The organism is Marinobacterium aestuariivivens (assembly GCF_042661465.1).
In the GTDB taxonomy this organism is placed as follows: domain Bacteria; phylum Pseudomonadota; class Gammaproteobacteria; order Pseudomonadales; family Balneatricaceae; genus Marinobacterium_A; species Marinobacterium_A aestuariivivens.
In genome coordinates this window covers 34,261-49,373 of the sequence record NZ_JBHSWE010000001.1, presented here as the reverse complement: position 1 = coordinate 49,373, position 15,113 = coordinate 34,261, and the positions used below count along the sequence as shown (strand labels likewise).

Here is a 15,113-nt window from a genome sequence, read left to right as displayed (position 1 = left end):
GTGCAATCTCTTTAATTATTAGTTGTGAGTGGCCAGTTGACAGTCAACAGTAAGGGTTTCGTCGGGCCTTTCCTGTTAACTGCCCACTCTTAACTGTTAACTCGCTCTATTACCATCGCGATGCCCTGGCCGACGCCGATGCACATGGTGCAGAGGGCGTAGCGGCCGCCGCGCAGTTCCAGCTCGTTCAGTGCGGTGGTGACCAGACGCGCGCCGCTCATGCCCAGCGGGTGGCCGAGGGCAATGGCGCCGCCGTTGGGGTTCACGTGCCCGGCATCGTCGGACAGGCCCAGATCGCGCAGCACCGCCAGGGCCTGGGCGGCAAAAGCTTCGTTCAGCTCGATGACATCCATATCGGCGAGAGTCAGTCCGGTCTGCGCCAGTACCTTGCGCACCGCCGGCGCCGGTCCGAAGCCCATGATACGCGGCTCGACGCCGGCGGTGGCCATGCCGACGACGCGGCCGCGGGCCTTGAGGCCGAGGCGTTCGGCGGTTTCGCGGTTCGCCAGCAGCAGGGCGCAGGCGCCGTCGTTGACGCCCGAGGCGTTGCCGGCGGTGACGCTGCCGCCTGCGCGGAACGGCGTCGGCAGTTTCGCCAGCCCTTCCAGGGTGGTGCCGGCGCGCGGGTGCTCGTCGGTGTCGAACAGCACCGGCTCGCCCTGCGCTGCGGGATGCTGACCGGCACGATCTCGCGTGCCAGGCGTCCCGATTCGATCGCCGCGGCGGTGCGCTGCTGGCTGCGCAGCGCAAAGGCGTCCTGGTCCTCGCGGGAGATGGCGAAGTCGGCGGCGACGTTCTCGGCGGTTTCCGGCATCGAGTCGACGCCGAACTGCTGCTTCATCAGTTTGTTGACGAAGCGCCAGCCGATGGTGGTGTCGAAGATCTCCGCGCTGCGGCTGAAGGCGGTTTCGGCCTTGCCCATGACGAAAGGCGCGCGGGACATCGACTCGACGCCGCCGGCGATCATCAGGTTGGCTTCGCCGGCCTTCAGGGTGCGGGCGGCGAGGCCGACCGCGTCCATGCCGGAGCCGCAGAGACGGTTGACCGTGGTGCCGGGCACGCTGACCGGCAGGCCCGCCAGCAGCGACGACATGCGCGCGACGTTGCGGTTGTCCTCGCCGGCCTGGTTGGCGCAGCCGTAGATGACGTCATCGACCGTCGACCAGTCGATGCCGGCATTGCGTTCCATCAGCGCCTTCAGCGGCACCGCGCCGAGGTCGTCGGCACGTACGCCGGCCAGGGTGCCGGCGTATCTGCCGATTGGCGTGCGGATCGCGTCGATGATCAGAGCTTCGTTCATGCGGAGGCCTCCGTTGCAGTCGTTTCGAGTAGCGGAGTGCCGCGGTGGTCGGCGCAAATGCCGGCCAGGGTGCCGGCATATCTGGCGATCCCGGAATGCGGCGTACGGATCGCGTCGATGATCAGAGCTTCGTTCATGCGGAGGCCTCCGTTGTGGTGGATTCGGCGGGTTGTTCGGGCAGCAGGGTGCCGCGGACCTGGTGGGAGCGGCCGCGGAACAGGGCGACGGTGGTGCCGTGCTGGTTCTCGATGCTGACGTCGTAGACGCCGGTGCGGCCGCTGCGCGAGCGCTCCTGGGCGCGGGCGGTCAGCAGGTCGCCGAGCTTGGCCGGCGCCAGGTAGTCGATGGTGCAGCCGGCGCCGACGGTAATGGCGTTATAGGTGTTGCAGGCGAAGGCGAAGGCCGAGTCCGCCAGGGTGAAGATATAGCCGCCGTGACAGCTGTCGTGACCCTGGATCATCGCCTCGGCGACCGGCATCGACAGCACGGCCCTGCCGGCGACACCTCGAGAATCTTCATGTCCAGGGCCCGGGTGGCGGTGTCCTGGCGTACATGGCCTCGGCGCAGGCTTCGGCCAGCTGTTGCGGATTCGGATCAGTCATGGAAGGTGGCTCCGGAAAAGGCTTTGTGGCGCAGCAGCAGCGATGGGCGGTAACGGTCGTCGCCGTAGCTCTGCTGCAGGTGGCCGAGAATACGGTGTACCGCGGCAAGGCCGATCTGTTCGGCCCAGGCCAGAGGCCCGCAGGGATAGTTGACGCCGTAACGCATGGCTGTGTCGGCATCGGCGGCGCTGCAGACGCCCTGCAGCACCGCATCGCTGGCTTCGTTGGCGAGCATCGCGACGGTGCGCAGCACCGCCAGGCCCGGCAGGTCGTCGAGACGGGAGACCTGGATACCGACGGCGTTGAACAGCGCGACCACCGGTGCCAGGGCCTGGTTGTCGGCCTGGTCGGCGACCGCCACGGCCAGCCGGCTGCAGCGGCCATAGTCCAGCGCCAGGTCGAACAACACCAGGTTGCGGATGCCCTCGGCAGCGGCGCGCTCGCTGGCCATGCGGCCGTCGCTCAGGCAAAGCACGCTGTCGCCGACACGGATACGGCCCGGACCGTCGCGCTCGACGATCTCGATACCGGCGCCGCGCAGCCGCTTGACCAGGGCGTCGGCGACGCCGAGGCTGCCCTCGACGACGATGCTCGCCGGCACGGCCGCGGCGTCGGCCGAGAGGCTCGCCGGTTCCGCGCGCAGGGCCTCGTCGCCGTAGTCGTAAAAGCCGCGACCGCTCTTGCGGCCCAGGGCGTCCGCCCTCGACCAGCGCCTGCTGGGTCAGGGACGGCAGGAAGCGCTTGTCGCCGTAGTAGGCGTCAAACACCGAGCGGGTCACGGCATAGTTGACGTCATGGCCGATCAGGTCCATCAGCTCGAAGGGGCCCATCCTGAAGCCGCCGGCCTCGCGCAGCAGGGCGTCCAGCGTCGCGGCATCGGCGGCACCTTCCTCGAGCAGTCGCAGGCCCTCGGCGTAGAAGGGGCGGGCCAGGCGGTTGACGATGAAGCCCGGCGTCGACCTGGCATGCACCGCCTGCTTGCCCCAGGCCGTCGCGGTGGCATGCAGGCAGGCGGCGACCGCCGGGTCCGTGTCCAGGCCGGAAACGACCTCGACCAGCTTCATCACCGGTGCCGGGTTGAAGAAGTGCAGGCCGGCGAAGTTCTGCGGTCGTTCGAGGGCGGTGGCCAGCGAGGTGATCGAGATCGACGAGGTGTTGCTGGCGAGAATGCAGTCGTCGGCGCAGATCGCCTCGAGGCGGGCGAAGACCTGCTGCTTGATCTCGCGGTTCTCGACGATCGCCTCGATGACGAGCCTGGCCGGCGCCAGCGCTTCCAGCTGCGCGACCGGCGTCAGGCGGCCGATGATGGCGTCGCGGGTCGCCGGATCCATCTTGCCGCGGGACACCAGCTTGTCGAGGCCGGCGGCGACGCCGGCGATGCCTTTCTCGGCGGCTCCCGGTGCATTGTCGAACAGCAGGACCGGGTGGCCATAAGCGGCGGCGACCTGGGCGATGCCGGCGCCCATGGCGCCGGCGCCGATCACGGCGACGGTGACGTCTTTATGTAATGCGGTCATCGGTGATTCCCTCGGTCCTCAGTTGCCGGTGAAGCTGGGCTGACGCTTCTCCAAGAAGGCGGCGACGCCTTCGCGGTAGTCGTCGGTGCGGCCGGCCAGGGTCTGGAGATCGCGTTCAAGATCCAGCTGCTGGTCGAGGCTGTTGGTGCTGCTGGCATTGAGCGCGCGCTTGATCAGCGAAAGCCCCTGGTCGGCTGGGCCGCCAGCTGGCGGGCGCAGGCCAGGGCGGTGTCCTGCAGCGCCTCGTCGTCGACGCAGGACCAGATCATGCCCCAGCGCTCGGCCTGTTCGGCGCCGACCTTCTCGCCCAGCAGCGACAGGGCCCGGGCGCGGGCGTCACCGACCAGGCGCGGCAGTATCCAGGTGCCGCCGGAATCCGGCACCAGGCCGATCCTGCAGAACGCCTGGATGAAACTGGCGGAGCGGGCGGCGAAGACGATGTCGCAGGCCAGGGCGATGTTGGCGCCGGCGCCCGCGGCCACGCCGTTGACGGCACAGATCACCGGGGCCGGGAAGTCGCGCAGCGAGCGGATCAGCGGGTTGTAGTTCTGCTCGATCGAGCGGCCGAGGTCCGGACGTTCGGCGCCGGGGGCGACGTTGCGGTCGGACAGGTCCTGGCCGGCGCAGAAACCGCGGCCGTTGCCGGTGATCATCAGGCAGCGCACCGCCGGATCCCGGCGCGCGCTTTTCAGGGCGTCGCGTACCTCGGCGTGCATTTCGGCGTTGAAGCTGTTGAGGCTGGCCGGACGGTCGAAGGTCAGGACGGCCACGCCCTGGTCGACGCGGTACTCGATATGCTGATAGCTCATCAAAGGGGACTCCTGCATCTGATGCAATAAAGGGGCTCAGCGGCCGCTATAGTGCGGGCTTCGCTTTGCGATAAAGGCGCGAATGCCCTCATTGCGTTCCTCCGAATGGAAAGGGGTCAGCAGCCGCGATAGCGCGGGCTCCTCTTTTCGATAAAGGCACGGATGCCCTCGTTGCGATCCTCGGTGGCCGCCAGCAGCGTGAACGCCTTGCGTTCGTAAGCGAGGCCTTCGGCAAGGTGCGATTCCTGGGCGCGGTTCAACACGTCCTTGGCCTGCTGCATCGCCAGCGGCGCCGGCGTGCGATGCGGCGGGCGATTTCCCGCGCGCGTTCGAGGCAGAGCTCCGGCTGCGTCAGCTCCGAGACCAGGCCCGCCTGCAGCGCCCGTTCGGCACCGATCGGCTGGCCGGTCATCACCATCTGCGAGGCCAGGGCCTTGCCGACGGCGCGGATCAGACGCTGGGTGCCGCCGGCGCCGGGATGATGCCGAGGTTGATCTCGGGCTGGCCGAACTGGGCATCGCGGGACGCGACCACGATATCGGCGTGCATCATCAGCTCGCAGCCGCCGCCCAGGCAGTAACCGTTCACCGCGGCGATCAGCGGTTTCGCAAAGGCGGCTATGCGGGCCCAGTGGCGGGGGCGGGGATCCTGCATCACGCCGACGGCATCGAGCCCGGCCATTTCGCGAACGTCCGCACCGGCGGCGAAGGCGCGTTCGTTACCGGTGATGACCACGGCCCGCACTCCTTCATCGCCGGCGGCGACGTCGAGCAGGGCGGCCAGCTCCTCGAGCAGGGCCGTGTTGAGGGCATTGAGGGCGTCGGGGCGATTCAGTCTGATCAGCAGCACGCCCTCGTCGGGCGTTTCGGTCAGCAGATAGTTCGGCATGGCGCTTTCCATTTACCTGGTCGGGCCGCCCGTCGCCGGTGCGACAGCGCGGCTGTTATTGACTAAAGTCAAGATAACGCCAAAAGGGATACAAATAAATAGATAAAAAGTAAATATACGTGTCTCTTTGTTGGTTTTTGTTCATGATGCCGGACCGCTTCGGTGGTGGTTGCTGACAGGGTGAGGGAGGTGTCATGTGAACGCCATGCATCAGGTGATGCATTTTAATTTATTGATAAATAGAGATATTTATGTGTTCTGGCCGGTGTGTTTAAGGGTCGGGAGGCGGGTCCCGGCAAGTCGATCGGAACCGAATGGGAACCAAGTGTTACTTTATTGATATTTGACAATGAAATTCCGTGTAACTAGCATCTGGGCTTGAACAATGGCAGGTCGAGTGGCAGGCGCTGGCCCCGGGGGCGCGTACGCCGCCCCTGAACTGCACACAGCAAACAGCAGGCAGTTCCGCCACCGACGGCATCCCGCGCCAGCATCAGGAGACCGGTTTATGTCAAAGGCCCAGGCGTTCTTCGACGCCCATTCGAATACCTTGCAACAGGCGGTCGCCGCCAATCGCAGCCGCGAATTCTGGTCCCCCTATCCGGAGGCGCCCAGCGGCCGTCTCTACGGTGAAAACGCCAGTGCCGAGGGGCGCGCACGTTTCGAAAGCTACCTGGGCAAGCCCTTCGAGCTGGCATGTGCCGAGGTTACGGCGGAAGTCGGTGAAGAGGCGTCGCCCTACGGCATCGCGCTCGGGGTGCGTTATGCGCAACCCGACACCGAAGCCCTGGTCGCCCGCATGCAGGGCGCGATGTCGGTCTGGCGCGATGCAGGCCCCGATATCCGGGCCGGTATCTGCCTGGAGATCCTGGATCGTCTCAACAAGCGCAGTTTCGAAATGGCCCATGCAGTCATGCATACCACCGGCCAGGGGTTCGTGATGGCGTTCCAGGCCGGCGGCCCCCATGCCCAGGACCGCGGCCTCGAAGCCGTGGCCCGCGCCTGGAGCGCAATGAAGGAGGTGCCGCAGCGCGCGCTGTGGGTCAAGCCGCAGGGCAAGAATCCGCCGCTGGCGCAGGAAAAGCGTTTCCACATCGTGCCGCGCGGCATCGGCCTGGTCGTGGCCTGCGCCACCTTCCCGACCTGGAATACCTACCCGGGCCTCTTTGCAAGCCTGGTGACCGGCAACCCGGTGATCGTCAAGCCGCACCCGGGGGCCGTGCTGCCGGTCGCCATCAGCGTGCAGGTGGCCCAGCAGGTGCTGGCCGAAGCCGGTTTCGACCCGAGCCTGGTGTCGATGGTGCCGGACAGCCAGGCCGCGCCGGTCACCAGGAAGCTGGCGCAGCATCCTGCCGTCAGGTTGATCGACTTCACCGGTTCCAGCGCCTTCGGCAACTGGCTCGAAGACAACTGCCGCCAGGCCGAAGTCTTTACCGAAAAGGCCGGGGTCAACACCGTCATCATCGACAGTGTCGAAAGTCTCAAGCCGGTGGTGCGCAATCTGACCACTTCGCTGAGCCTGTATTCCGGCCAGATGTGTACGACGCCGCAGGCGATCTATATTCCGCGCGACGGCATCGAAACCGCCGACGGTCACCTGAGCTTCGACGAAGTGGCCGAGGCGCTGGCCGCCGGCATCGCCAAATTCACTGCCAATACTGAGGTCGCGGTCAATGTCCTGGGCGCCATCCAGAGTCGCGACACCCTGGCGCGTATCGACGCCTGCGGCGGACTCGGGGAAGTGGTGCTGGAAAGCCGGGCGCTCGAGCACCCCGATTTTCCGAATGCCCGTATCCGCACGCCGCTGCTGCTGAAGGTCGAGGGTGCCGATATCGACGTCTACGGCGAGGAGCGTTTCGGCCCGATCAGCTTCCTGATTGCCACCGACAGCACCGACCATAGCTTCGAGCTGGCGCGCCGGGTGATCGGTGACAGGGGCGCCATCACGCTCGGCGTCTATTCCATCCGTGATGCCGTGCTGGAGAGGGCGGAGGCGCTGGCGCTGGACGTCAAGGTGGCGCTGTCATGCAACCTCGGCGGCGGTATCCTCGTCAATCAGTCGGCGGCTTTCAGCGATTTCCACGCCACCGGCGGCAATCCGGCGGCCAATGCCAGCCTGACCGATGCCGCCTTCGTCAGCCGGCGCTTCCTGGTGGTACAGAACCGCCGCGATGTTCCCGTAACGCAGGAGGGCTGAACATCATGCCGATCTACAGAATCGACGGTTTGACCCCGGTGGTCGATCCCAGCGCCTACGTGCACCCGACCGCGGTGCTGATCGGCGACGTCATCGTCGGCCCCGGCTGCTATGTCGGACCCAACGCCAGCCTGCGCGGCGATTTCGGCCGGCTGGTGCTGGAAGAAGGTTCGAACGTCCAGGACAACTGCGTCATGCACGGCTTTCCCGATACTGATACCGTGGTCGAGGTCGATGGCCATATCGGCCACGGCGCCATCCTGCACGGCTGCCGCATCGGCCGCAATGCCCTGGTCGGCATGAATGCGGTGGTGATGGACGGCGCCCAAATCGGTGCGGAATCGATCGTCGCGGCCAACGCCTTCGTCAAGGCCGGATTCGAATGCCCGCCCCGGTCGATGCTGGTGGGCTCGCCGGCCAAGGTGCTGCGGACCCTGAGCGACGACGAGGTGCGCTGGAAGTCGCAGGGGACCGCCGAATATCAGCTGCTGACCCGCCGCTGCCAGGCGTCTCTCGAGCCATGCGAGGCGCTGACCGAGGTCGAGCCGGACCGGCCGAGAATGGGCGGCAGCGAGGTGGTGCCCAAGTACAGGTCCTGAACTCCGAGCTGCTCGAGCATTCGTGAATTTCCGGAAGAAATGTGGGATGCTGGTGAAGCGTAAAGCGTAAGTGCGCAGGATAGTGAAGCCGCCTGAGTGCGTTCTGATCAGATGGCACTGCGCTTGGGGCGGCGCAACCGCCAGGGACGGCGGATGGCCGCCCCGCGGAAATCCTGAAAACGCAGGAGCTGTTGTCAGGGAACCCATCATGGGGCCCTGGGCGGCAGCTGCGCGGGAGCCGATTGATCCGCCCGATAGCCCAAGGTGCCCGCCGCAACCAATCGAGCTGCAATACGATCGATGTGATGGGTTACGCGATGCCGCGAACCGTGCGGATATCGATCGACAACGTCATTTGCATCGCTTCACCCATCCTACGCACTGGTCACTGTTAACTGTTAACTCGAATCTGTTTACTGGAACTTCCATGGATCTGTTGTCGGCTATGAATCTCTTTGTGCGGGTGGTCGAGCTCGAGAGCTTTACCCGGGCTGCGGACGAACAGGGGTTTCCAGTTCGGCGGTGAGCAAGCAGGTGGCGATGCTCGAGCAGCATTTCAACGCCCGGCTGCTGAACCGCACGACCCGCAGTCTCAACGTCACCGATATCGGCGATGCCGTCTATCACCAGTGCAAAAGGGTACTGGAGGAGGTGGGGCATACCGAGAACCTGGTGGCGGGCCTTCAGGGCGAACCCCGTGGGCTGCTGCGCATATCCTGCAACATGACCTTCGGCCAGCTGGTGCTGGCGAAGGCACTGCCGGAATTCATGGCGCGTTATCCGGAGGTCCGGGTAGAAGTCACCCTGGATGACCGTACGCCTGATATGGTGCGTGAGGGCCATGACCTGATGATCCGTGTCAAGGGGCTGCAGTTGCCGGACTCGAGCCTGGTTGCCCGCAAGCTTTGCGATCTGCCGATGTTCGTCTGCGCGACCCCAGAGTACCTGGCCAGCAAGGGCGTGCCGGACTGTCCCCAGGCCCTGCGACAACACAACTGCCTGATCTTCGTCCATGCCGAGAACGCCCATCAGTGGCTGGTCAGCATGCCCGGCCAGACGCCGGAGCCGGTCGAGGTCAGCGGCGACCTGCGCGCCAACAACAGCCTGGTGGTGCGCGAAGCCGTGCTGGCGCACCGTGGCATCGCCAATCTGGCGTCGTTCGTCATCGCTCCGCTGGTTGCCAGCGGCGAGATAGTGCCGGTGTTTCCGCAAGCCAGGCCCGAGTGCCTGGCAGTCTATGTCTTCTTTCCCAGCCGCGAGTCGACGACCCTCAAGATCAGCCGTTTCGTCGAGTTCTTCGAGGCCTGGCTGGCCGACAATCTGCCACAGACGTTGACGGATGCGAATACAGGCGACAGCTGACGAGGGGCAGGTAGGCTGCCCTCGCGCCCTTGGGTGTAACGCGTCACGACTCTTTCCATACCGGAAACAATGTTGTGCGTCCGGGCCCGATTATCCGGGCCGTCTTCTTCGATAAGCTGATTCCGATTCAGACAGGGTCCGATGGCATCGGCCCCCGGTCGACTTTGGCTATAAGAAGAAGAGCCCGACAATGATCAAAACCTACGAATTTCCGCAATATCCCTATATCCGCAGTGCCGATCAGGATGCTGCAGTGGCGGTGCGCCGGCCGGTGGTGATCGGCGGCGCCGGTCCTGTCGGCATGGCGATGGCGATCGACCTGGCCCTGCACCGGATCCCGGTGGTGGTGCTCGACGACAACAACACCGTCAGTTTCGGCTCCCGCGCGGTCTGCTACGCCAAGCGCCTGCTGGAAGTCATGGACCGCCTCGGCATCGGCGAGCGCCTGATGCAAAAAGGCGTGACCTGGAACGTCGGCAAGGTATTCTTCGAGGAGGCGCCGGTCTACAGCTTCAACATGCTGCCGGAGGAGCATCATCGCCGCCCCGGCTTTATCAATCTGCAGCAGTATTACATCGAGGAGTACCTGGTCGACCGCATTCAACAGCTCGACGAGGTCGATCTGCGCTGGAAGAACAGGATCACGGCCCTGGAACAGAACGACGAGGGCGTGTTGCTGACGGTCGAGACGCCGGACGGCCCCTACCGTCTGGAGGCGGACTACCTGATCGCCTGTGACGGCGCCAACTCCGATATCCGTACGATGTGCGGACTGAAGTCGAGCGGCCAGATATTCGAGGATCGCTTCCTGATCGCCGATGTGGTGATGGATCCGAAGCGCTTTCCGCCGGAGCGATGGTTCTGGTTCAATCCGCCTTTCCACGACGGCCAGTCGACGCTGTTGCATCGCCAGCCCGACAACGTCTGGCGCATCGACTTCGATCTGGGCTGGGATGCCGATCCCGAGGAGGAGAAAAAGCCCGAGAAGATCATTCCCCGGGTCAAGGCCTTCCTCGGCGACGATGTCGAATTCGAGCTCGACTGGGCCAGCGTCTATACCTTCTGCTGTCGCCGCATGGACGATTTCCGACATGGCCGGATACTGTTTGCCGGCGACTCGGCGCACCAGGTCTCGCCGTTCGGTGCCCGCGGTGCCAACTCCGGAGTGCAGGATACCGATAACCTGGCCTGGAAACTGGCGCTGGTGCTGAACGGCCAGGCCCCGGAGTCGCTGCTGGATACCTACACCGAGGAGCGCCTCTTTGCCGCTGACGAGAACATCAAAAACTCGACCCGGTCGACCGACTTCATCACGCCCAAGAACGAGGCCAGCCGCCAGTTCCGCGATGCGGTGCTGAACCTGTCGCGCCGGTACCCGTTCGCCCGCAGTCTGGTCAATTCGGGACGCCTGTCGGTGCCCTCTGCCTACGTCGATTCGAGCCTCAATACGCCGGATCGTGAAACCTTCAGCGGCAATATGGTACCGGGTACGCCAAGCACCGACGGTCCGGTGCTGCGCAATGGCCGAGAGGACTTCCTGCTCAGTTGCCTCGGCAACGACTTCAAGACGCTGTGGTTCATCGATCCGCGCAATCCGCCGTCGGCCGGGGAGCTGCAGCAACTGGCGCTGCTGGCGGAGCTAGAACTGCCGATCCAGACGCTGCTGGTGTCCTCGCAGCCGCTCGGACTTGTATTGCCACAGGGCGTCGAGCTGCTGGTCGATACCCTGGGGGTTGTCGTCGAACGTTTCGACGGCCAGCCCGGCAGCTGCTATCTAATGCGTCCGGACCAGCATGTCTGTGGTCGCATGCGTACCTTCGATGCGGATCGCCTGGTGGCGATGCAGCGCAGAGCGATCGGTTACTGAGGAGCGAAACAATGGCGAACCTGATACTCGACAACAACATGGCCGTGCCGGACGACGTCTACGCGCTGCTGACCGAACTGCATCGTGACCTGGCACCCGGGCAGAGTGCCGACGTCAACGCCCGGTTGATACTGCTGCTGACGAACCATATCGGCGACTACGATGTGCTGAAAGAGGCGACAGCGATCGCCCGTGAACATTTGCCCCGGGCATCGGAGCTTCGGCAGGCAATCTGATAACTATCAATAATCGACAAAAGGTACTCAACGACATGGCCAAGAAACCCTTTGCGTCCTCCGCGGACCTCGGTGAAAAGACGGAAACCCTCGAAGTGCTGGCAGACGGCGTTTATGCGCTGACGGCCGAAGGCGATCCCAACGTCGGTGCCATCGAGGCCGAAGACTTCATTATCGCCTTCGAGGCCCGCGCCACACCGAAAGCGGCCAGCGACTGGCTGGAGCAGCTGCGCCAGTACACCGGCAAGCCGGTAAAATACCTGGTGCTGTCCCATTACCACGCCGTGCGCGTGCTGGGCGCTGCGGCCTTCGAAGCGCAGAGCATCATCGCCCACGAAAAGACCAGGTTCCTGGTCGAGGAGCGTGGCATGCAGGACTGGGCCAGCGAATACGGCCGCATGCCCCGGCTGTTCCGCGAGCCGGACGGTATCAAGGGCCTGACCCATCCGGATATCGTCTTCAACGATCGGCTGGAAATCCCGCTGGGCGGCGATCGTGGCAGCCTGATCCTGGAATACTGCGGCCGCGGGCACACCGCCGGCGACATCGTCGCCTGGCTGCCGAAGCACAAGATCCTCTTCGCCGGCGACCTGGTGGAGGCGGCGGCTGCCCTCTATACCGGCGATGCCTTCCATTTCGACTGGTCCACCGAGACGCTGGACAAGGTCAAGGCCTACGGGGCCGAGATCCTGATCGGTGGTCGTGGCGCCGTGGCCCGCGGCCGTGACGAGGTTGATGCCGCCATCGAGCAGACCCGCGGCTTCCTCAATGGCATGAAAGAGAAAGTCGGCGAGGTGCACAAGCGTGGCGGTACCCTGAAGGAGGCCTTCGAGGCGACCCGCGACCACCTGGCGCCGAAGTTCGGCATGTGGCCGATCTTCGAGCACTGCCTGCCGTTCGACGTCCAGCGCCTGTGGGACGAGTACAACGGCATCGACTGGCCGCGTATCTGGACTGCCGAACGCGACCAGGAAGTCTGGGATCAGCTGCAGGACTGAAGACTGAATCGTAGGATGGGTTACGCCGCAATATCACCTGATTGTCTGGTGGCACCGGTCCTATTGCGGCGTAACCCATCATGGGCGCCAACGGCACCCTGGTTTCCGGTGGCATAGACGTTGAAGAAGGCACCCCAACCCAGGGCAATCGCACTATCACGAGGCGATAACAAGAACGTCAGGGTCGATGTGGTCGGGCCTGTCTGACACGCCGTGAACTCGTCCCTGAGGGCTTGGCTGCCGCCGTCCTGGCGGCAGACGGTCAGCCAGACCCGACCACATCAGCCTCGGCGAGCCCGGTGCCGGTGCGAAAACTGCTTAATTCCGGTATTTGCAGAAACCGTTGCCATGCTGCCATCCGGCGCTTCGCCCTGAACCTCCTGCGCCAGGCCAAGGGCTCCAAACCCGGGATCAAGAATAAACGGCTGCGTGCTGCCTATGACGACGCCTTCCGGGCCTCGGTGCTGCAGCTGACGCCGCGAGTGCACTGATGGTTCTCGCCGCCGGCATGCCTGGCCATTGTCGGGTAGCGAACCGGGTTCGGTGCGTCTGTCGGTTGGCACCGCGCTGTCGAGGGGGGTACCGCTTCAGGGCGACCGTCTGCCGCCAGGGAGGGCGGCAGCCGAGCGGTCAGGGACGACGTAAAGCGTGTCGCCCGGAAACGGTACCGCCGGCCCGGACTGGCACTCACAGTCGTCAGGTAGTGCGATTGCCCTGCATCCCAACCCCCTCATGGGTTTTGCAGCGCCTGGATAGTGCGGATGCCCAAAAGGGCGTCCTCGCTGCGAATGGTTTTCTTGACCGGGCTCGCGGGGCCGCCTCATCTCTGCCTATCCTTTAAGTCGGATTTGCCAATTGCCGGCCAAGGGATTGCAGTGACCGATGAAGCCCAGGCTCAATACCTTACTCCCTGTTCTCAACTGGCGTGATCGTATCACGCCGGCCAATCTGCGGGCCGATCTCATGGCCAGCGTCACCAATGCCGCCGTGGCGCTGCCGCAGGGTGTCGCCTTCGCGATCATTGCCGGGCTGCCGCCCGAGTACGGACTCTATGCCAGCATGGTGACCGCCTTCGTTGCGGCCTTTTTCGGCTCCTCGATGGTGATGATCTCGGGGCCGACGACGGCGCTCTCGGCGATTCTGTTTGCCTCGCTGGTGAGCCTGGCGGAACCGGGCTCGGCGTACTACATCGAACTGGCGCTGCTGGTGACGCTGCTGGTCGGCGTCTTTCAACTGGCGGCCGGTATCGCCCGGCTGGGCGCCCTGGTGGCCTTTGTCTCCCATTCGGTGATCACCGGCTTCACCGCCGCCGCGGCGCTGCTGATAGCGGTCAGCCAGCTCGGCGTCGCCCTGGGACTCGAGCTTGAAGGGGGGCACGGTATTCGACCGGCTGGCGCGCGTGCTTGCCGCCATCGGCGATACCGAACCGCTGGCAGCAGCCATTGCCGGCACGACGCTGCTGCTGGTGGCCGTGCTGCAAACGCGCTATCGCCGCTTGCCGGGCTTTCTGATTGCGCTGGTGGCCGGCAGCCTGCTGGGATGGGCGCTGGACGCGGGCGAGCGGGGTGTCGGCATGATCGGACCCTGCCGTCGGTGTTCCCGGTGTTTCATCTGCCCGACGTTTCGGCCGGCGATGTCCGGGTGCTGGCGCCGGGGGCGGCGGCCATCGCCCTGGTGGGGCTGCTGGAAGCGATTTCGATCGGCCGGGCCTTCGCGTTGCGCCGGGGCGAGCGTTTCGATGCCAATCAGGAGATTATCGGACAGGGGTTGTCCAACCTCGGCGGCGGTTTCTTTCAGTGCTACGTCGGTTCCGGTTCCTTTACCAAGTCCGGGGTCAATGCCGAAGCCGGTGCCCGAACGCCGCTGGCGACGATGCTCTCCTGTATATTGCTGGCGCTGATCCTGCTGCTGGTGGCACCGCTGGTGGCCTATATCCCGACCCCGGCCATTGCCGGCCTGATTCTCTACGTCGCCTGGCGTTTGATCGATTTTCGCGAGTTCGGACGGGTGTTCCGGAGCAGCCGGCCCGAGACGATGATCCTGCTGCTGACCCTGACCGCCGGACTGTTGATCAAGCTGGACTTCTCGATTTATGTGGGTGTGATCGCCTCTTTTGCGGTTTTCATTTTCAACAGCTCGCGGGCGGTACTGAGAGCCACCGCGCCGACACCGGGTCGCGCCGGCCGCCGCTACTTTCGCAACGCCGAACGGCACAACCTGACCGAGTGCCCGCAGATGCTGGTGGTGCGTCTGGACGGACCGCTGTTTTTCGGCTCGGTCGACTATGTCGAGCAGCAGTTTCGCCTGCTCGAGCTGACCAAGCCGGACCAGAAACACATCGTCTTCTATCTCAAGGGCATGGGGACCATGGATCTGGCCGGCGCCGACCTGCTGCGGCACGAGATCCGCGCGGCCCGGGCGCGGGGCGGCTCCTTCCGTATCGCACTGGCGCTGCCGCTGCTGGAGCAACTGCGGCGCTTTCATGTGGTCGACGAACTTGGCGAGGAGAATATCTACATCTCCAAGGCCGAAGCGCTGGAGGATGCCATCTACGGGCTCGATTACGGAATCTGCGCCCACTGCACCAAGAGGATCTGGCTCGAGTGCGAGAACCTGCCGGGCGCCGGCCTGATCGCCAGTGATCGGGAAGGGGTGTCTGAAGACGCCGAGGCCCCTTGACGGCCATCGGCTATGCTTGATCGGGGGCGGTCGCGGTTTGGTCCCGCTGGCCAGGCGTC

11 protein-coding genes and 4 pseudogenes are annotated in these 15,113 nt (G+C 64.9%); 8 read left to right on the top strand and 7 right to left on the bottom strand.

What is annotated here, in order from left to right; genetic code table 11:
* Nucleotides 1-89: 89 nt before the first annotated feature.
* From pcaF to paaF, 7 genes and pseudogenes are all read right to left on the bottom strand, one after another.
* Nucleotides 90-1,300, bottom strand: a pseudogene (gene pcaF / locus ACFQDL_RS00230) (3-oxoadipyl-CoA thiolase).
* On the bottom strand, nt 1,297-1,437 hold the full coding sequence (locus ACFQDL_RS00225; protein WP_379907248.1) for a hypothetical protein: 141 nt from the start codon (nt 1,435-1,437) through the stop codon (nt 1,297-1,299). Before ACFQDL_RS00225 ends, pcaF begins: the two are co-directional and overlap by 4 nt.
* Nucleotides 1,434-1,778, bottom strand: a complete 345-nt coding sequence (gene paaI / locus ACFQDL_RS00220; RefSeq protein WP_379912782.1) for a hydroxyphenylacetyl-CoA thioesterase PaaI — start codon at nt 1,776-1,778, stop codon at nt 1,434-1,436. Before paaI ends, ACFQDL_RS00225 begins: the two co-directional genes overlap by 4 nt.
* Nucleotides 1,779-1,894: 116 nt before the next feature.
* A complete protein-coding gene (locus tag ACFQDL_RS00215; RefSeq protein WP_379907247.1) occupies nt 1,895-2,503 on the bottom strand; it encodes a 3-hydroxyacyl-CoA dehydrogenase family protein in 609 nt (202 codons plus the stop codon).
* A gap of 136 nt (nt 2,504-2,639) precedes the next feature.
* Nucleotides 2,640-3,368 (bottom strand): annotated as a pseudogene (locus ACFQDL_RS00210) (3-hydroxyacyl-CoA dehydrogenase NAD-binding domain-containing protein); the annotation flags it as partial.
* A gap of 69 nt (nt 3,369-3,437) precedes the next feature.
* Nucleotides 3,438-4,228 (bottom strand): annotated as a pseudogene (paaG, locus tag ACFQDL_RS00205) (2-(1,2-epoxy-1,2-dihydrophenyl)acetyl-CoA isomerase PaaG).
* Nucleotides 4,229-4,344: 116 nt separating this feature from the next.
* Nucleotides 4,345-5,116 (bottom strand): annotated as a pseudogene (gene paaF, locus ACFQDL_RS00200) (2,3-dehydroadipyl-CoA hydratase PaaF).
* A 508-nt stretch (nt 5,117-5,624) separates the two neighbouring features.
* Here paaF and paaN point away from each other — a divergent pair.
* From paaN to ACFQDL_RS00160, 8 genes are all read left to right on the top strand, one after another.
* Nucleotides 5,625-7,313, top strand: a complete 1,689-nt coding sequence (paaN, locus tag ACFQDL_RS00195) for a phenylacetic acid degradation protein PaaN (protein ID WP_379907246.1) — start codon at nt 5,625-5,627, stop codon at nt 7,311-7,313.
* 5 nt (nt 7,314-7,318) lie between these two features.
* On the top strand, nt 7,319-7,912 hold the full coding sequence (paaY, locus tag ACFQDL_RS00190; protein WP_379907245.1) for a phenylacetic acid degradation protein PaaY: 594 nt from the start codon (nt 7,319-7,321) through the stop codon (nt 7,910-7,912).
* Between the two features lie 522 nt (nt 7,913-8,434).
* A complete protein-coding gene (locus ACFQDL_RS00185; RefSeq protein ID WP_379907244.1) occupies nt 8,435-9,274 on the top strand; it encodes a LysR family transcriptional regulator in 840 nt (279 codons plus the stop codon).
* Nucleotides 9,275-9,464: 190 nt separating this feature from the next.
* Nucleotides 9,465-11,141, top strand: coding sequence for an FAD-dependent oxidoreductase (locus tag ACFQDL_RS00180; RefSeq protein ID WP_379907243.1), 1,677 nt, complete (start codon nt 9,465-9,467; stop codon nt 11,139-11,141).
* 11 nt (nt 11,142-11,152) lie between these two features.
* A complete protein-coding gene (locus ACFQDL_RS00175; RefSeq protein WP_379907242.1) occupies nt 11,153-11,377 on the top strand; it encodes a DUF2783 domain-containing protein in 225 nt (74 codons plus the stop codon).
* 35 nt (nt 11,378-11,412) lie between these two features.
* Nucleotides 11,413-12,375: an MBL fold metallo-hydrolase gene (locus ACFQDL_RS00170; RefSeq protein ID WP_379907241.1), complete on the top strand. Its 963-nt coding sequence runs from the start codon at nt 11,413-11,415 to the stop codon at nt 12,373-12,375.
* 305 nt (nt 12,376-12,680) lie between these two features.
* Nucleotides 12,681-12,866, top strand: coding sequence for a hypothetical protein (locus ACFQDL_RS00165; RefSeq protein ID WP_379907240.1), 186 nt, complete (start codon nt 12,681-12,683; stop codon nt 12,864-12,866).
* Nucleotides 12,867-13,257: 391 nt separating this feature from the next.
* Nucleotides 13,258-15,054, top strand: coding sequence for a SulP family inorganic anion transporter (locus tag ACFQDL_RS00160; protein WP_379907239.1), 1,797 nt, complete (start codon nt 13,258-13,260; stop codon nt 15,052-15,054).
* Nucleotides 15,055-15,113: the final 59 nt, after the last annotated feature.